This window comes from Shewanella aegiceratis (assembly GCF_019457495.1).
Classification (GTDB): Bacteria; Pseudomonadota; Gammaproteobacteria; order Enterobacterales; family Shewanellaceae; genus Shewanella; species Shewanella loihica.
The window spans coordinates 1,180,417-1,198,606 of record NZ_CP080416.1 but is presented as its reverse complement, the minus strand read 5'-3'; the positions used below and the strand labels follow the sequence as shown (position 1 = coordinate 1,198,606).

Genomic DNA, 18,190 nt, shown 5'->3' with positions numbered 1-18,190 from the left:
CCGTGGACGTTTGGGGGCGTTTTAGGCAACGTTTAAGATGGCGTTAAGGTCTTGCTCTACCGTGGTGGTAGAACGCAGGCCAAACTTGTCTTCCAGCACCTTAAGCAGGTTTGGCGTCAGGAAGGCTGGCGCGCTAGGACCTGTGCGTATGTTTTTCACACCAAGCGACAATAAGGTCAGCAGGATAACGATCGCCTTCTGCTCAAACCAGGAAAGCACCAGGCTCAGCGGCAGTTCGTTGATCTCACACTCGAACACCTCAGACAGGGCGATCGCCAACTGAATCGCCGAGTAGGCATCGTTGCACTGACCGATATCCAGCAAGCGGGGAATGCCGTTGATATCACCGAAGGCCAACTTGTTGAACTTATACTTACCACAGCCTAAGGTCATGATAATGGAGTCCTTAGGCGCCGCCTTGGCGATGTCGGTAAAGTAGCTGCGCTCGGCCTTGTCGCCGTCACAACCACCGACCAGGAAGAAGTGCTTGATGGAACCGTTTTTCACATTTTCCACAACGGCAGGCGCGGCGGCCATTAACGCATTGCGAGCAAAACCTATGGTGATGTGATGGGGGATCTCATCATAGGTGAAGCCCTCAAGGGATAAGGACTTATCGATCACCGCGGAGAAGTCATCTCCAACGATGTGGGTAACGCCCGGCCATCCCACTATGCTGCGGGTAAAGATACGGTCGGCATAGTCGCCCACATTAGGATCGATAATACAGTTAGAGGTCATCACCACCGCACCAGGGAAGTTAGCGAACTCTTTCTGTTGGTTTTGCCACGCACTGCCGTAGTTACCGACCAGGTGTGGATACTTCTTCAATTCGGGATAGGCCAGCGCCGGTAGCATCTCGCCGTGGGTGAAGACGTTGATCCCCTTACCCTCGGTCTGCTGAAGAATAAGCTCCAGATCTTTCATGTCGTGGCCCGACACCAGAATCGCCTTGCCCTTCACCGCAACCGTGTTGACCTGAGTCGGCTCCGGATGACCGAAGGCCTGTGTCTCCCCCTCATCGAGCATGGCCATCACGCGATAGTTCAGCTGACCTATCTCCATCGCGGTGGCAAACAGCTTGTCGGCATCGACAGAATCTGAGCCCAAGAAGGCCATGATCTCATGAAACTTGGCCGCCACCTCGCTATCGGTCTGATCCAGTACGCGGGCATGCTCCATGTAGGCGGCCGCACCTTTAAGGCCATAGAGACAGAGCAAACGCAGGCCCATGATATCCTCGTTGACCTCCTCTTTGCCGCGATTAGGCAGCGCCTGAGCGGCCTGGGCCAGCATCTCTTCTTTCACACTGGCCAGCACCAGGCTAGCGGCTGGGATCAGGGTTTCAATTGCTTGGCCTTGCGCCTTACAAGCCGACTCATAGGCCGCCTGAAGCTGGGCCCGGTAGCCATAAGCCTGCTGGGTGTAGGCCATGATGCGCTCGTCATCGAAGTTCACATTGGTCAGGGTGGCGAAGAACGCCTTAGGCACGAAGGTGTCGATGGCCGGGTCAATGATGCCGAAGGCGCGCGCCTTCTCGGCATAGGCAGATACGCCTTGTAAGATATAAATCAGCAGATCTTGCAGATCTGAGGTGGCTGCTAGTTTGCCACACATGCCTTGGGAATAACTACAACCATTGCCGGCAGGGGTACGAATGGTTTGCTCACACTGAATACAAAACACAATACTGCTCCTTTATTTAATCATGCTTTTTCTTTGCATGTTTTAAGCGGAGTCTACTGTGCAAGGCACAGGGGCAAAAGTGAAACTTGCGAGCAATGTGAGAAACTATGAAGCGGATCAAATTAGCTTATGCGAAACTAAGTTGTTAAAAAATATGGTAAAACAATTTAAAACAGCGAGTTATCCTTTAAAGGGGCCTAAAAGAAAGACGGCGCCCTGAGTGTCGATCACTCGGACGCCGCCAGGGAGTTTTAGCCTGTCTTCATATCATTAACCGACTGCAACATGGCCCGGCTCTCGCGCTGGAACTGAGGTGCGAAATCCCCAAACCAGGCCGCCACTTCCTCGAATTCGCGAATGAAACCTTGCCTGTCACCGCGCTTCAGGAGTTCGAGCGCCTGGGCATAGTTATCCAGGTAATCCCCTATTGCGGTCAGGCTCTCCTGCTGGGCGAAGATGATATCGGCATAGAGTTCGGGACTCTGGGCAAACAGGCGCCCGACCATCGCCAGCTCCAGTCGGTAGATAGGCGAGCTGAACTGCAACAGGTTGTCGATATCCGCCGCCTCGCGATAGAGGTTGAGACCGTAGACGAAGGAGGAGAAGTGGCGCATCGCCTGCACCAGCTGCATCGCCTTGTCGTGCTGCTGAGCATCGGCCTCGACCAAGCGAGCGCCCCAGATCCCTATCTGTTCCAGTAGCCATTCGTACTGCTCACGGCTGCGGCCGTGACACACCACTACCACCTGTTTAGCCAGGCTGCCCACATCCGGGCCGAACATGGGGTGCAGCCCCACCACTGGGCCTTGATGGCTGGCGAGCATCGCCTCAAGTGGCTTCTCCTTGATCGACGTCAGATCCGCCAGGATGCAATTTGCTGGCAGGCTGGTAAGCTTGTCGCGAATCAGCTCACAGGTGATGCTAATAGGCACAGTGACTATCACCAGCCCTGCCCCGTCGAATATCGCCTCGGCCTGCTGCCAGTCGTCTTTATCAAGAGATTTCACCTGATAGCCGGACAGGCTCAGCATCTGCGCAAACAGGCCGCCTAGCTTGCCCTGACCACCGACGATCACCACATGGCCCAGATCCGTCTTTACCTGCTTGAAACCGACGTCCTTCTCGTTGAGATAGGACTCGCGCATCAGGCGGCGCAGAATATCTTCGATCAGCTGGGGCGAGACATTCATCTTTGCCGCCTCTTCCCGGCGCTTGGCCAGCATGGAGGCCTCACGTTGAGGCGCGTAGATGGGCACGCCGGCCGCATGCTTGACGCCGCCCACCTGGGCCACGAGATCCAGGCGTTTACGCAGCAGATGTAGCAGCTGTTGATCGACGCTGTCGATATGCTCTCTTAGTTTTTCCAGTTCGTTAGTGGTTTTCTCACTCATTTGCGCGTGTTCCATCAGGCATTGACCGCCTTGAGCATAGCAAATCTGCCTGGTAAAACCGATGCCAATTGTGCCGCCCCCTGACGTAGAAGATCTTCCGTGGTCTGCCAGTCGATGCAGGCATCGGTTACCGACACCCCGTAGGCCAACTCACTCATCGGCTTGTCGCTGCTCTGATTACCTTTGTTCAGATGACTCTCCAGCATGACGCCTATGATCGACTTGTTGCCATTGGCTATCTGATCGAACACATCCTGACAGACGCTCGGCTGGCGGGTGTGATCTTTGCTTGAGTTACCATGGCTGCAATCCACCACCAAGCGGGCGTTAAGCTTGGCCGCATGCAGCTGCTGCTCACACTCGGCCACGCTCGAAGCGTCATAGTTAGGCGTCTTGCCGCCGCGCAGGATCACATGGCCATCTGGGTTACCGGCGGTCTGTAGCAGCGCCACCTGACCCGCCTGGTTGATCCCCATGAATCTATGGCTGCTGGCCGCCGATTGCAGCGCGTTGATCGCCACCCCCAGCTTGCCGTCGGTACCATTCTTGAAGCCGACTGGCATGGAGAGACCGGACGCCATCTCCCTGTGGGTCTGAGATTCTGTGGTGCGCGCGCCGATGGCCGACCAGGTGACCAGCTCGGAGATGTATTGCGGGCTGATAGGATCCAGCGCCTCGGTCGCCACCGGCAGTCCCAGCTCCGCCAGCCAGATCATCAACTCGCGTGCCTGACGCAGGCCCTTCTCGACATCGAAAGACTCATCCATATCGGGATCGTTGATCATCCCCTTCCAGCCCACTGTAGTACGCGGCTTCTCGAAGTAGACCCGCATCAGGATGTAGAACTCATCTTTAAGCTCATCGTGTAGCGTCTTGAGGCGCAGCGCGTACTCCTTGGCCGAGGCGATGTCGTGGATAGAACAGGGACCGCTGACCACCAGCACTCGGTTATCACGCTTATGGACGATATCCGATACGGTGCGGCGCGCGTTAAGCACATAGTGATAGGCGGCAGTCGACAGGGGCAGTTGTTGTTTTAACTCTTCCGGGGTCACCAGCACTTTCTCCGAGCTGATGTGAACATTATTAATCGTGTCTTGCTGCATACCTGTCACCAACCTAGTGTGTTTTCTCATACCTAAATGCAATATCGTAATGGTACACCATTACGCCTGTAAGCTAACTATGCCTGCTGCATAAATTTAGATCAAGCATAAATTTGCTTTTCAAGAATAATTCACGATCGAAGCGGTAAAAACCTCATTGAGACCTGGCTAAAGAGAGAGATTTTGCCACTAGAGTGGATTTACCAAGAGAGGTTTAGCCAAATGGGGTCAGCCAGCCTAGAGAATAGGAAAAGGGAAAATGCACAAGGCTATGCTAAGGATGACAGCGCCCCCATTAGTGAACGCCTAAAAACAAAAACCCGCCATAAGGCGGGTCATTGTGCGAACACTGCATCTTTTTTTACGTTTTAGCGAATGCTTACTTAGCAAGCTTCTCGCGGATACGTGCAGACTTACCTGAACGCTCACGTAGGTAGTAAAGCTTAGCACGACGAACACGGCCGCGACGCTTAACTTCGATGCTAGAGATGAGCGGGCTGTGAGTTTGGAACGCACGCTCAACACCTTCACCATTAGAGATCTTACGTACAGTGAATGCAGAGTGCAGACCACGGTTACGCTTAGCGATAACAACGCCTTCGAACGCCTGTAGACGCTCTTTACCGCCTTCAACAACACGTACTTTTACAACTACTGTGTCACCTGCACCAAATTCTGGTACGTCTTGCTTCATTTGCTCATCGTTGAGCATTTTAATGATGTTATTCATGAATAAACTCCATACTAGTAATAACTGACCATTTTTACTCGCCTGCTTGGGCGGTATTAACAAACTCGGCTAATAGCTTGGTTTGTTCATCAGTCAGAGCTAGATTTTCAAATAATTCTGGTCGCCGCAGTAAAGTTCTTCCGAGACTTTGCTGCAATCGCCAGCGTCTAATATTTTCGTGGTTGCCGCTAAGCAATACCGCCGGTACATCGATACCATCTAGGCTTTCGGGGCGAGTATAGTGGGGACAATCCAGTAATCCGTCAGAGAAGGAATCCTGCTCTGCCGACGCTTGTTTACCTAGCACGCCAGGCACCAAACGAGAAACCGAATCGATCAGGGTCATCGCTGGGAGTTCACCGCCCGAGAGCACGTAATCTCCAATCGACCACTCTTCATCCACTTCCGTTTGAATAATGCGTTCATCGATACCTTCGTAGCGACCACACACTAAAATCAAACGCTCCGATTTAGCTAACTCTTCGACGCCCTGCTGTGTCAGCTTGCGTCCCTGAGGAGAGAGATAAATCACCTTAGCCTTATCACCCGCAGCGGCTTTCGCTGCATGGATGGCATCACGTAGAGGCTGCACCATCATCAACATGCCAGGTCCGCCGCCATAAGGCCTGTCGTCCACTGTTCTATGTTTATCATGAGTGAAATCTCTGGGATTCCACGTTTGCAACTCTAACAAACCGTTACTTACGGCCCGACCCGTTACACCAAAGTCTGTTACGGCACGAAACATCTCTGGAAACAGGGTTACTACCCCTAACCACATCTGTTGTCCCTCGACTTAGAAGTCCGGATCCCAATCCACTAAAATTTGTTTTTCCGCCAGATTCACCTCTAGGATGAACTGCTCGGTAACAAAAGGAATCATACGTTCCGTTTTGCCAAAGCCATCTTTCGCGTTGGCCTTCACAAGCAGCACGTCGTTCGATCCTGTTTCCACGATCTGGTCGACCTTGCCCATCTTGTAGCCTTTAGTATTCACCACCTCACAGCCGATAAGATCACGCCAGTAGAATTCATCTTCCGGCAGTGCCTTCATCGCCTCGGCGGGAATGGCAATCTCACAGTTAGTGAGCATTTGCGCTTGGTCTCGAGTGGTTACGCCTTCCAGGGCAGCGATAATCGCCTTACCTTGATAGCGCCACTGTGCAACCTTGACTTCGCGCCATTCGCCTTGCTCTTTAATCAACCAAGGTGAATAGTCAAAAATATCTTCGACAGAATCGGTATAGCTAGTGATCTTCAACCAACCTTTAATGCCGTGACTAGCGCCTAATTTGCCCAGTACGACAGGTTCTTGGTGACTACTCATCAATCTATACCTAAACGCTATTAAGCAGCAGCTTTACGAGCGTCTTTGATCAGTTTCGCTACACGATCAGTAGTAGCAGCACCGTTAGCAACCCAGTGATCTACACGATCAAGATCTAAGCGAAGAGCTTCTTCTTGACCACGAGCAACAGGGTTGAAGAAGCCAACACGTTCGATGAAACGACCGTCACGAGCGTTACGGCTGTCAGCAACAACGATGTTATAGAATGGACGCTTTTTTGCGCCGCCTCGAGCTAAACGAATGGTAACCATGCGTCTTTTATCCTCTAATGATTTGCTTCGTTCTGAAGCAAAAATAAAAACTGGAACCCCGTGTTCGCGAAGAGTCCCAGATAGAAAGCCGCACGATTCTACCTGAACCGGCGACAAATGCAACGTTTTTCACGCAAAAATAGCAAGCCCACCAAGGGCCGAAAACCCTTAATGGACTTAGCTAAATCTATACAAAGTCAGACGATTAACGTCCCGGCATCTTCATCCCGGGAGGCAGCATTCCACTCATGCCGCGCATCATCTTCTTCATGCCGCCTTTACCCGACATCTTCTTCATCATCTTCTGCATCTGAGTGAACTGCTTGAGCAGACGATTGACGTCCTGGATCTGGGTACCTGAACCCATGGCGATACGACGCTTACGAGAACCCTTGATGATCTCTGGGCGCTTACGCTCGCCTGGGGTCATGGAGTTAATAATAGCCTCCATTTGTCCCGTTAGCTTGCCGTCTTGCACCTGAGCCAGGGCTTCTGGAGGGAGTTGACCGACACCGGGCAGCTTCTCGAGCATGCTCATCATGCCGCCCATGTTCTTCATCTGTTGTAGCTGCTCACGGAAGTCTTCTAAATCGAAGCTACCGCCTTGCTTGACCTTAGAAGCCAGCTTCATCGCCTTTTCTTTATCGACGCCGCGCTCAACCTCTTCGATCAGGGAAAGCACATCGCCCATGCCCAGAATGCGCGAGGCAACACGGTCCGGATGGAAAGGCTCGAGCGCATCGGTCTTCTCGCCCACACCCAGGAACTTAATCGGCTTACCGGTAATATGGCGAATCGACAGCGCAGCACCACCACGGGCGTCACCGTCGACCTTGGTCAGTACCACACCGGTCAGCGGCAGGGCTTCGTTGAAGGCCTTGGCGGTGTTAGCCGCATCCTGACCCGTCATGGCATCGACCACAAACAGGGTTTCAACCGGTTTGACCGCGGCGTGCAGCGCCTTGATCTCGTCCATCATGCTCTCGTCGACGTGCAGGCGACCCGCGGTATCGACGATCACCACGTCGATAAACTTGAGCTTGGCGTGGGCCATGGCCGCATCGACGATGTCGATAGGCTTTTGTGATACATCCGATGGGAAGAACTCGACCTCGACCTCGTTGGCCAAGGTTTCCAGCTGCTTGATCGCCGCCGGACGATAAACGTCGGCGCTGACCACCAATACAGATTTCTTCTGTCTTTCACGCAGGAACTTAGACAGCTTGGCGACACTGGTGGTCTTACCCGCACCCTGCAGACCGGCCATCATGATCACCGCTGGCGGCTGCGCCGAGAGGTTTAGCGCCTCGTTGGCCTCGCCCATGGCATTTTCTAGCTCACTCTGGACGATCTTGATGAAGGCCTGGCCTGGGCTCAGGCTCTTGGTGACCTCTTGGCCTACGGCGCGCTCTTTAACGCTATTAACGAAGGCGCGTACAACGGGCAAGGCGACGTCGGCTTCCAGCAGCGCCATGCGCACTTCGCGTAACGTTTCTTTAATATTGTCTTCTGTAAGGCGACCACGACCGCTAATATTTTTCAGGGTGCGTGATAATCTGTCGGTGAGGTTCTCAAACATTATCGCGTTCTTTACCGTTTAGAATTTACATGATTGGGGCAGTATTATAGCGATGCGCAGATATTATGCTACCGCGCAGCGTAAGTTATGGCTTAGGCAAGTTATCTGCTGTAGGGTAAAAATGTCAAAACTTAGGAGTAACGCTCAGAAAGTGCTAATTTTTGTGTGTAAAGCCTCTGCCCAAAATAGCATCCATCGTGTTATTCTAACGATCAACTAAGGATAAAAACTCGACCGCCTCGCGCAGGTCGATGACCACAAGAAAGCTCACATAACGATAGGTTAATTTTCGATGGTGATTTTTTCGGCTTCAGCCATTTTCTTCTACAGTATCGCACTCGTCTTGGTCGTCAGCCGACTGTTTCATGCCGATGGCCCTAACCGTAAAGCCGTAGCCGCCTTCGCCGCCGTGGCCGTGGTACTTCATGCCGCCGCCTTGTCTCAGGCCATCTTCACCGGTGACGGTCAAAACTTCAGTCTGACCAATGTGATCTCCATGGTGAACTGGATCATCGCCTTCACCTTCACCATCTTGATGTTCCGTCTCAAGGTGATCGTCGTCGTGCCCGTGGTCTATGCCTGTTCCGTCATCTCTGTGGCCCTATTGTGGCTATTACCGCCTAAATATATCACCCACTTCGAGCTTTACCCCGAGGTGCTGGCCCACGTGGTGCTGTCGCTGATGGCCTACAGCGCCCTGATGATCGCCGCGCTTTATGCCATCCAACTGGCGATGATTCAAAACAAGCTGAAGAAGAAGCAGCTGATGCTGAGCCCGGCGATTCCACCGCTGATGACGGTAGAGAAGCAGCTCTATCATCTGGTGATCATCGGTGTGGTACTCCTGAGTCTGTCGCTGGCAACTGGCTTTATCTTCCTTGATGATATGTTTGCCGACGGCCAGGGCCATAAGGCGATCCTCTCTATCATGGCCTGGTTTACCTATATCGCCATGCTGGCGCAGCAGTACTGGGTGGGTTGTAAGATCCGCACCGCCGTGGCCTACACTCTGACTGGCGCAACCCTGCTGTCACTGGCCTACTTCGGCGCCCGCATCGTCAAAGAACTGATCCTGCAATAGGCCAGACACGCTAAATTCCGCACACTTCACCTAGGTCAAGATGGACTAAAGTGCGACCTAGGTGAACTTGACTCACAGCCCAAATCGCTGTATTTACTAAATCTTAACGCTATTCTTACTCATCAACGCCAAAGTGGGGCCACTGATTGGAAGCTATATCCACCAGCGTACTTGTCATCATCCTGTTCGTACTCATCATCATCTCCGCCTATTTCTCCGGCTCCGAAACCGCCATGATGTCGCTCAATCGCTATCGCCTGCGTCATCTGGCCAACAATGGTCATAAGGGCGCGAAACGCGCCATCAGATTGCTAGAGCGCCCAGACAGACTGATCGGCTTGATTCTGATCGGCAACAACCTGGTGAACATCCTCGCCTCGGCTATCGCCACCATATTGGGGATTCGCTTGTTTGGTGATGTTGGGGTGGCCATCGCCACGGGTGTGCTCACTCTGGTGGTATTAGTCTTTGCCGAGGTGACGCCAAAAACCGTCGCCGCCTTACACCCTGAGCGTATCGCCTTCCCGTCCAGCGTACTGCTCAAAGCCCTGTTGGTGCTGCTATCTCCCCTAGTGAAGATAGTTAACTTTATCACCTCGACTTTCCTGCGCCTGCTGGGTATCCGCTCGGTAAAGGCCGATGATGCCTTGAGTCAAGAGGAGCTGCGCACAGTTGTGCACGAGGCCGGCGCCCTAATCCCCCAGCGCCACCAGGAGATGCTGCTCTCTATCATGGATCTGGAAAAGGTCACGGTCGAGGACATCATGATCCCGCGCTCGGATCTCTACGCCATCAACGTTAACGACGACTTTAGCCGCATCAACAAGCAGGTGATTCAGAGTCCCCACACCCGGGTCCTGCTCTACCGCGATAACATAGACGATGCCGTCGGCTTCGTTCACCTAAGAGACGCCCTGCGCTTGCAATCCAAGCAGCAGTTTAGTAAGTCATCCCTGCTGCGGGCGGTAAAAGAGATCTACTTCATCCCCGAGGGCACGCCCCTCAACGTGCAACTGGCCAACTTCCAGCAGAACAAGGAACGTATCGGCCTGGTAGTAGACGAGTATGGTGATATTCAAGGACTGGTAACGCTGGAAGATATTCTCGAGGAGATCGTCGGCGACTTTACCACCTCGATGATCACCACGCCTAGCGAAGATATCAACCAGCAGCAAGATGGCAGCTTCCTTATCGACGCCACCATCAACATCCGCGATCTCAATAAGGAGATGGACTGGCATTTCCCCATCGACGGGCCTAAGACGCTTAACGGCCTGATCCTTGAGTATCTCGAGGAGATCCCCGAGCCTAACACCTCGATGCGTCTCTCGGGCTACCCGCTTGAGGTAGTCGAGGTGGCCGACAACATGGTGAAGACGGTGCGGGTCATGCCCCAGCACTACAAGGCGCCCAAGGGCAGTCGCAACTAGTCCTCACAGTTCACCAAAAAAGGCGCCCTAAGGCGCCTTTTTGTTATCCCATAGCGACCAAAATTTTTAATTGTCATGCTTACTGGCATGAGTCAAGGCCCGGCGCTTATCTCTTGCCAGCGGGGTGATCGCCTCGTCTAAGTCGCGCTCCAGTCCCAGCATAAAATAGAGCTCAGCCATCAGGAAGAAGGGGCCGATCAACAGCTGATTAAGATCGTCGATAAAGGCCGGCTTGGCCTTCTCATACTTGTGGCCAATGAGCTGAAAGATCCAGCCAATCACGAACACGCCGATGGCGATGGGCCAGGCCTGTTCCATCCGCGATACTAAGAAGGAGGTGTAGAGCACGGGCAGGATAAACAGCACCAACCCCAGCGCCAGTTTGGCATGCAGCGCAAAGTAATAAATCAATACGCCGCAGGCAAACAGCACGGCCACATTGAGCTCCAGCCCTGTGGAGCCGAAGCTATACAGGCTAAAGGGGATGGTGTTTAACATCACGAAGGCCGACCAGATGATCAGCGGGATGCCGACAAAGTGAGTCTTGATGTTAGTGGGGTTGAGGTGAACACTCTTGTAGGTGGATAACTGCTCGATCGCAGATTTCATGGCTCGGCTCCATCGTCTTTTTATCTTGCGAAACCAAAGCCTGCCCTATCCTGGCAACCACCATTAAGGTAATTTGGCTAAGTTTGACGCTCGTCTCAGTTAGCCTAACCTAAAACATTTTATTAACAGATGCCAGTGCGATGCGTCGACACAAAGTGCCGAAAACGAAATTAAAACAGCCTGTATTTCTGAACCTTAGCGCACATGGGACTGATGCACAGCCAGTTAAACAGCAGCTGCATTACCCCATCTATCAAGGCCAATAGCTAGTTTGACTCGAGGATCACGGTCGCCGTGGCATAGTGTTTCTCATCGGCGATGGAGAGATGGGCACGGCTGCCGCCCAAGAGACTCAGCCGCTCGGCCGCACCGCCTTGAAAGACGATAAGCGGCGCACCGTTAGCATCGTTACTGATCTCGATATGCTGGAAGGAGACGCCGCGGCCTATGCCTGTACCCAGTGCCTTGGCGGCCGCCTCTTTGGCGGCAAAACGCTTCGCCAAATAGCGACCGGGCTGGGAGGAAGCCAAGAATATTGCCATCTCGGCCTGGGTCAACACCCGCTTGGCGAGCGGACACTTGACCAGCGACGCCTCGTCTCCCGCCGCAGGCACCTTGTCGGCGATACGCGCGATCTCGACGATATCAGTCCCTAAACCAACAATCATAAGCTCTTCCCTACCCGCCACGACATGATATTAATGCTAACGATAAGACGATTACTGACCGCTGCGACCTTCGACCATCAGCTGCTTCATATCACGTACCGCCTTATCCAAACCATCGATCGCGGCGCGGGCGATGATGGCATGACCGATATTAAGCTCATAAAGCTCAGGAATAGCCGCGATAGGCTTCACATTGTGATAGTGCAGACCATGGCCCGCGTTGACCACCAGCCCCTTACCATGGGCGTAAGTTGCCATCTCGGTAATGCGTGCCAACTCTTTGGCTTGCTCTGCATCTGTCTCGGCGTCGGCATAGCAACCTGTGTGTAGCTCGATAACCGGCGCGCCTACGGCGACGGTGGCGTCGATCTGCACAGGATCGGCATCGATAAATAGTGAAACTTTGATACCAAGAGCAGTCAAACGCTCGACCGCGGCGCGGATCTTCTCCTGCTGGCCTGCCACATCCAGACCGCCTTCAGTGGTCAGCTCTTCACGCTTCTCCGGTACCAGGCAAACATAGGCAGGCTTCACCTCGCAAGCTATATCCAGCATCTCGTCGGTCACCGCCATCTCGAAGTTCATGCGCGTCTTGATGGTCTTGGCCAGCAGATAGATGTCTCTGTCGCAGATATGGCGTCTGTCTTCACGCAGATGCACGGTAATGCCCTCGGCGCCGGCATGCTCGGCAACGGCTGCGGCATGGACAGGATCCGGGTAACTGGTCCCACGGGCCTGACGTAAGGTGGCAATGTGATCGATATTAACGCCTAGATGAATACGGCTCATGGAAAGTCCTTAAGTGTAGAGTGTCGCGATTGGAATTTTGTGCCTATTTTACTAAAGCTTAAGGGAAGGCTACAAGGGAAACACCCGATGAATGTGCGCAGCGGATTGCCGCAAACATGGATAATGAGCTACTTGCTGTAACTCGATGGCCTGTTGCCCTTTAAAAACAGCGCGCGCGACTTAAGCGGCTTGTCCCCCAGCAGGGGCGACAGCAACTGCCTCATCAGCAGTTTAGCCTGCTTAAAGTCGGCCTCTGCGAGTTTGTCTTCCTCCAGGGCGCGCAGCATCTCGCCGCTAAAATGGTTGGGCTTGGGGCCGAGCGCCGTACTAAAGCCCTCTTCGGATAACAGGCGGTAGTAGAAGTCGGTCTCGATAGGACTACCTTCGATATCCAGATTCAGCGATGGCATCACCCCAAGCTCCTTGAGCAGCGAAAGCTCAAACTGTCTGAGCTGCGCCTCGCTAAAGGCCGCTGCCATGGCCATCAGTGTCTTATGATAGGTAAAGAAGAACTGCTCGGCGCCATGCTCGACCGACAGGCAGCGCACCAAGAGCTCGTTAAGATACAGACCCGCAAAGCTATCGCTGCCGCTCAGAGGCACTGCCGGGCTGGCGGCCTCAACCTGATACAGGCTCTTGAGACTACTTCGCCCCGACAGCTGAAACAACAAGGGCTGAAAGGGTTGCAGTATGCTCTTTATCGAGGTCTTGCCACTGCCAAGGCGCGCGACGGCATCGACCCTGCCCAGGCCGTCGACCAACAGATTGACCAGCACGCTCGACTCCCGATAGGGACGGGTGTGCAGTACATATCCCCTGTGCATTGCCCTCTTCCTTAATCCCTGTTTACCAAAAACAATGCTGACAAAAAAGCCGAGATAAACACGACTCTTGTGTGACTACCTCGGCTTACCTTTACTCTTGCTGGCTTAGCTCTCGCCGTAGCCTAATGAGCGCAGGGCGCGCTCATCGTCGGCCCAGCCAGACTTGACCTTCACCCAGACCTCAAGGAAGACCTTGTTATCGAACAGGACCTCCATATCTTGGCGGGCCTGGGTGGCAATGGTGCGAATGCGCTCGCCCTTGTTGCCGATCACCATACGTTTCTGGGTCTCGCGCTCCACCAAGATCAAGGCATTGATCTGATAGACGCCGTTTTCCATCATCTTAAACTGCTCTATCTCTACCGTGGCATCGTATGGTAGCTCGTCGCCGAGGAAACGCATCAGCTTCTCGCGCACTATTTCAGAGGCCATAAACTTCTGAGAACGGTCGGTGACATAGTCCTCGGGGAAGTAATGCGGCGACTCAGGTACCGACTCCAGCGCCAGCTCCATAATGCGCTGCACATTGGTGCCATGGGTTGCCGAGATAGGCAAGATCTCATCAAATTCAAACTTGGCCGCCAGGGTCTGCAGATGCGGGAACAGCGCCTCTTTATCCTTGATGTTATCCACCTTGTTGATGGCCAGAATCGTCTTGCGGCCATCATCACGGCTATGAAGCTTCTTCAGCACCATCTCATCGTCGGCAGTCCAGTTAAGACCATCGACCACGAATACTACCAGGCTAACCTCGGCGAGAGAGCTGGACGCCGCGCGGTTCATCAGACGATTGATGGCGCGCTTCTCTTCGATATGCAGACCAGGGGTATCGATAAACACCACCTGACGCGGGCCATCGGTGTGAATGCCCATGATGCGGTGACGCGTGGTCTGCGGCTTCTTAGAGGTGATAGAGATCTTCTGACCCAGTAGCTTATTCAGCAGGGTCGACTTACCGACGTTAGGACGGCCGACGATGGCCACCATGCCGCAGTAGGTCACCTCATATTGGCTACCACTGCGGCCACTGTTCATCCGCGCCAGCAGCTCGTCCAGACTCGGCTCTTGTGCACCTGGCTGCTCGGGTTTGTTACTCATTTCTTAATACGCTCCAACACTTCTGCTGCGGCAATCTGCTCCGCCTTTCTGCGGGAATTCGCCACGCCGACAACGGCTTCTTTTAGCTGCTCCACCTTACACTCCACGGTGAAGGTTTGCGCATGGGCTTCGCCGCTGATGTTCACCACTGTATAGACGGGAAGCGGCTGCTTAAATCCCTGCAGGTGCTCCTGCAGCAGGGTCTTGGGATCTTTCTGATTCACCGGCTCGATCACCGCAAGACGGCTCTTATACCAGTTTAGTACTAAAGTGCGGCAGGTCTCGATATTGGCGTCAAGATAGATGGCACCTATGATCGCCTCCATGGCATCGGCCAGGATAGACTCTCGGCGAAAACCACCACTCTTGAGCTCACCAGGGCCCAGCTTAAGATAATCGCCAAGTTTAAACTCCTTGGCGATCTCCGCCAGCATCTTGCCGCACACCAGGGTGGCGCGCATCCGGCTCAGGTCACCCTCGGTCGCCTTGGGAAACTGATGATACAAGGCGTCAGAGATGACGATAGAGAGAATAGAGTCGCCTAAAAACTCCAGTCTTTCGTTATGCTTGCTCGCCGCACTGCGGTGGGTTAACGCCTGCTCCAGCAGTGCGATCTGCTGAAATTGATAACCTAATATTCTACCCAAACGCGGTAGATTCTTAATGGGTTCCATCTACACAATTCCGCCTACACGGTTAAAGCGTACGCCTGTCGGTACCCAAGTTGGTAAAAAGTCCGACGGCTTGCGCTCAAATTCAAAACTAATCCAGATCGCTACCGCCTTGCCGACCAGGTTGGCTTCGGGCACGAAGCCCCAGAAGCGTGAGTCTGTGCTGTTGTCGCGGTTGTCGCCCATCATGAAATACTGACCTTCAGGCACGACAAACTCACCCACCGCCAGATTCCCCTCGCGGAAATAGTAAGAGGTCGGCTCGCCGCGTCCTGGGTTGATCAGGATATCGTGGGTCACATCGCCCAGCTGCTCCTTGTAACGCAGCAGCGGGATATTATCCTGGGTAAATTCGCCTTGGTTGACACCGGCGCGCTCTATCTTCTCAAGCTTAGGACACTCGCTCTGCCCCTCTGGGCAGGCCTTCTGAATATAGAGATCCTTGTTGCGATAGACGATGCGATCCCCCGGCAGGCCGATGACACGCTTGATGTAGTCGATCTGCGGGTTTTCTGGGTATTTAAATACCGCCACGTCGCCGCGCTGTGGCTTGCCTGTCTCGATAAGCTTGCTTCGCCACACAGGATCTTTCAGCCCATAGCTAAACTTCTCTACCAAGATGAAGTCGCCCACCAGCAAGGTTGGCATCATAGATCCCGAAGGAATTTGAAAAGGCTCGTAGATAAAAGAGCGTAGGATCAACACGAAAGCGATAACCGGAAAAATAGAACGCGAGGTCTCCACTATGGCTGACTCACGCACGATTTTTTCGGCGCTCTCTTCGCTAATCTCCTGGTTGGCCGCCTGGGCCATGGCCAGCTTCTGCTGACGCTTGGGGGCTAAGACTAAGGCATCGAACATCCAGATCAGGCCGCTGCCTAGGGTCACCAAGACCAGGATAAGGGAAAAATAAGCTGCCATACGCTAACTAACTCCTGAAAAATGCTCCAGCAAAATAAGGGATTTATCGCCTGCCTAGCAGGCCATTAGCCCATTTATACTGTAACAAACAAAGCGCCGCAAACCGCGGCGCTCATTATCAATCACTATTAACAATTATTAACTAAAAAGTGATTACTCATTGATCTTCAGCACGGCGAGGAAGGCCTCTTGCGGGACTTCGACGTTACCCACCTGCTTCATGCGCTTCTTACCCTCTTTCTGCTTCTGCAGCAGCTTCTTCTTACGGGAGACGTCGCCTCCGTAACACTTAGCGGTTACGTCTTTACGCAGGGCCTTAACCGATGAACGGGCGATGATCTGGCTGCCGACGGCCGCCTGAATCGCGATATCGAACATCTGTCTTGGGATCAGTTCCTTCATCTTGTTCACCAAGGCCAGGCCTTGGTAACGCACGTTGGCCTTGTGCAGGATCATCGCCAGGGCATCGACGCGATCGCCGTTGATCAGTACGTCCAGACGCACCATGTCCGCCGCCTCGAAGCGTTTGAAGTTATACTCCAGCGACGCATAACCACGGCTGGTCGACTTCAGGCGGTCGAAGAAGTCCATCACCACTTCGGCCATCGGCATATCATAGGTGATCGCCACCTGGTTGCCGTGGTAGACCATGTTGGTCTGCACGCCGCGCTTCTCGATACACAGGGTGATCACGTTACCCAAGTACTCTTTAGGTACCAGGATGTTGGTCTCAACGATAGGCTCGCGCATCTCTTCGATGTTGTTCATCGGTGGAAGATCCGATGGGTTATCGACGTAGATGGTCTCGCCCTTGGTGGTCACCACTTCATAGACTACGGTCGGCGCAGTGGTGATCAGATCCAGGTTATATTCGCGCTCGAGACGCTCCTGAATGATCTCCATGTGCAGCAGACCCAGGTAACCAATACGGAAACCAAAGCCCAGTGCCGAAGAGGTTTCCGGCTCGAAGAAGAGCGAGGCATCGTTCAGGCTCAGCTTGTTGAGCGCGTCACGGAAGTTCTCATAGTCGTCGGTCGAGATAGGGAATACACCGGCATAAACCTGCGGCTTCACCTTCTTAAAACCAGGCAACGGCTTCTCGGCGCCATTCTTGGCCAGCGTCAGGGTATCGCCCACGGGCGCGCCGTGGATCTCTTTGATACCCGCAATCACGAAGCCCACTTCACCGGTACTCAGCTGAGCCGTGTCTGTCTGCTTAGGCGTGAAGATACCGACGCGATCGGCCGTATGGGTCTGGCCGGTCGACATCACCTTGAACTTGTCACCCTTCTTGAGTACACCGTTCTTGATACGCACCAAGGAAACGACGCCCAGGTAGCTGTCGAACCAAGAATCGATGATCAACGCCTGCAGCGGCGCTTCAGGGTCGCCCTCTGGTGGCGGGATCTGAGCCACGATAGTTTCCAGTACGTCGCTGATACCTAAACCTGTCTTGGCCGAGCAGCGCACCGCATCGGCAGCCTCGATACCCACGATATCCTCGATCTCCTCGGCAACACGCTCTGGGTCTGCCTGGGGAAGGTCTATCTTATTCAGTACTGGCACCACGTCCAGATCCATATCCAGCGCGGTATAACAGTTTGCCAGGGTTTGGGCCTCAACACCTTGACCGGCATCGACCACTAAGAGGGCGCCTTCACAGGCAGCCAGCGAGCGTGATACTTCATAGGAGAAGTCCACGTGACCTGGGGTATCGATGAAGTTCAGCTGATAGGTTTCACCATCTTTAGCTTTGTAATCGAGAGTCACACTCTGGGCTTTAATGGTAATGCCGCGCTCACGCTCGAGATCCATTGAGTCCAATACCTGCGCCGCCATCTCACGGTCAGACAGGCCGCCGCACTCTTGAATAAGACGGTCAGAAAGGGTTGATTTGCCATGGTCAATATGGGCAATAATCGAAAAGTTTCTAATATGCTTCATTGTGCGAAATGACTAAACTCGAAATTGAAATTGATCTAAAAGTGCCGAATTGTACCCGATCGCT

The 18,190-nt window shown here is 53.6% G+C and carries 18 protein-coding genes; 2 read left to right on the top strand and 16 right to left on the bottom strand.

What is annotated here, in order from left to right; genetic code table 11:
- Nucleotides 1-21 precede the first annotated feature (21 nt).
- The 8 genes from hcp to ffh all read right to left on the bottom strand — a co-directional run bounded on the left by hcp (nt 22) and on the right by ffh (nt 8,091).
- Nucleotides 22-1,686 (bottom strand): hydroxylamine reductase, encoded by a 1,665-nt coding sequence (gene hcp / locus K0H80_RS05320; protein ID WP_220073343.1) that lies wholly within the window; start codon nt 1,684-1,686, stop codon nt 22-24.
- 251 nt (nt 1,687-1,937) lie between these two features.
- A complete protein-coding gene (tyrA, locus tag K0H80_RS05315; protein WP_220073342.1) occupies nt 1,938-3,077 on the bottom strand; it encodes a bifunctional chorismate mutase/prephenate dehydrogenase in 1,140 nt (379 codons plus the stop codon).
- A gap of 14 nt (nt 3,078-3,091) precedes the next feature.
- Nucleotides 3,092-4,183, bottom strand: a complete 1,092-nt coding sequence (locus K0H80_RS05310) for a 3-deoxy-7-phosphoheptulonate synthase (protein ID WP_220073341.1) — start codon at nt 4,181-4,183, stop codon at nt 3,092-3,094.
- A gap of 379 nt (nt 4,184-4,562) precedes the next feature.
- The gene (gene rplS, locus K0H80_RS05305) at nt 4,563-4,913 is read right to left on the bottom strand and encodes a 50S ribosomal protein L19 (RefSeq protein ID WP_011864870.1); all 351 of its coding nucleotides are present in this window, start codon (nt 4,911-4,913) and stop codon (nt 4,563-4,565) included.
- 34 nt (nt 4,914-4,947) lie between these two features.
- The gene (trmD, locus tag K0H80_RS05300; protein ID WP_220044556.1) at nt 4,948-5,694 is read right to left on the bottom strand and encodes a tRNA (guanosine(37)-N1)-methyltransferase TrmD; all 747 of its coding nucleotides are present in this window, start codon (nt 5,692-5,694) and stop codon (nt 4,948-4,950) included.
- 15 nt (nt 5,695-5,709) lie between these two features.
- Complete coding sequence (rimM, locus tag K0H80_RS05295; RefSeq protein ID WP_011864868.1) at nt 5,710-6,240, bottom strand: ribosome maturation factor RimM; 531 nt, start codon at nt 6,238-6,240, stop codon at nt 5,710-5,712.
- A gap of 20 nt (nt 6,241-6,260) precedes the next feature.
- A complete protein-coding gene (rpsP, locus tag K0H80_RS05290; protein WP_011864867.1) occupies nt 6,261-6,512 on the bottom strand; it encodes a 30S ribosomal protein S16 in 252 nt (83 codons plus the stop codon).
- A gap of 205 nt (nt 6,513-6,717) precedes the next feature.
- Nucleotides 6,718-8,091, bottom strand: coding sequence for a signal recognition particle protein (gene ffh, locus K0H80_RS05285; protein WP_220044555.1), 1,374 nt, complete (start codon nt 8,089-8,091; stop codon nt 6,718-6,720).
- Between the two features lie 292 nt (nt 8,092-8,383).
- Here ffh and K0H80_RS05280 point away from each other — a divergent pair, with 292 nt between their 5' ends.
- Both K0H80_RS05280 and K0H80_RS05275 read left to right on the top strand, forming a co-directional pair.
- On the top strand, nt 8,384-9,172 hold the full coding sequence (locus K0H80_RS05280) for a cytochrome C assembly family protein (protein WP_220044554.1): 789 nt from the start codon (nt 8,384-8,386) through the stop codon (nt 9,170-9,172).
- Nucleotides 9,173-9,318: 146 nt separating this feature from the next.
- A complete protein-coding gene (locus tag K0H80_RS05275; protein ID WP_011864864.1) occupies nt 9,319-10,602 on the top strand; it encodes an HlyC/CorC family transporter in 1,284 nt (427 codons plus the stop codon).
- Between the two features lie 66 nt (nt 10,603-10,668).
- Here K0H80_RS05275 and K0H80_RS05270 read toward each other — a convergent pair whose 3' ends face one another.
- The 8 genes from K0H80_RS05270 to lepA form a co-directional block, all read right to left on the bottom strand.
- Nucleotides 10,669-11,211, bottom strand: a complete 543-nt coding sequence (locus K0H80_RS05270) for an Mpo1 family 2-hydroxy fatty acid dioxygenase (RefSeq protein ID WP_220073340.1) — start codon at nt 11,209-11,211, stop codon at nt 10,669-10,671.
- A gap of 266 nt (nt 11,212-11,477) precedes the next feature.
- Nucleotides 11,478-11,879 carry a holo-ACP synthase gene (acpS, locus tag K0H80_RS05265; protein ID WP_220073339.1) on the bottom strand — a complete coding sequence of 134 codons (402 nt, stop codon included), beginning with the start codon at nt 11,877-11,879 and terminating at the stop codon, nt 11,478-11,480.
- A gap of 51 nt (nt 11,880-11,930) precedes the next feature.
- The gene (gene pdxJ / locus K0H80_RS05260; RefSeq protein ID WP_220073338.1) at nt 11,931-12,668 is read right to left on the bottom strand and encodes a pyridoxine 5'-phosphate synthase; all 738 of its coding nucleotides are present in this window, start codon (nt 12,666-12,668) and stop codon (nt 11,931-11,933) included.
- A gap of 128 nt (nt 12,669-12,796) precedes the next feature.
- Entirely contained in the window at nt 12,797-13,492 is a 696-nt protein-coding gene (recO, locus tag K0H80_RS05255; RefSeq protein ID WP_220073337.1) for a DNA repair protein RecO, read from the bottom strand.
- Between the two features lie 105 nt (nt 13,493-13,597).
- Nucleotides 13,598-14,590 carry a GTPase Era gene (gene era / locus K0H80_RS05250; protein WP_220073336.1) on the bottom strand — a complete coding sequence of 331 codons (993 nt, stop codon included), beginning with the start codon at nt 14,588-14,590 and terminating at the stop codon, nt 13,598-13,600.
- Entirely contained in the window at nt 14,587-15,264 is a 678-nt protein-coding gene (gene rnc, locus K0H80_RS05245) for a ribonuclease III (protein ID WP_220073335.1), read from the bottom strand. Before rnc ends, era begins: the two co-directional genes overlap by 4 nt.
- Entirely contained in the window at nt 15,265-16,182 is a 918-nt protein-coding gene (lepB, locus tag K0H80_RS05240; protein ID WP_220058824.1) for a signal peptidase I, read from the bottom strand. It lies immediately after the preceding gene.
- A 153-nt stretch (nt 16,183-16,335) separates the two neighbouring features.
- Nucleotides 16,336-18,126 carry a translation elongation factor 4 gene (gene lepA, locus K0H80_RS05235; protein ID WP_220073334.1) on the bottom strand — a complete coding sequence of 597 codons (1,791 nt, stop codon included), beginning with the start codon at nt 18,124-18,126 and terminating at the stop codon, nt 16,336-16,338.
- Nucleotides 18,127-18,190: the final 64 nt, after the last annotated feature.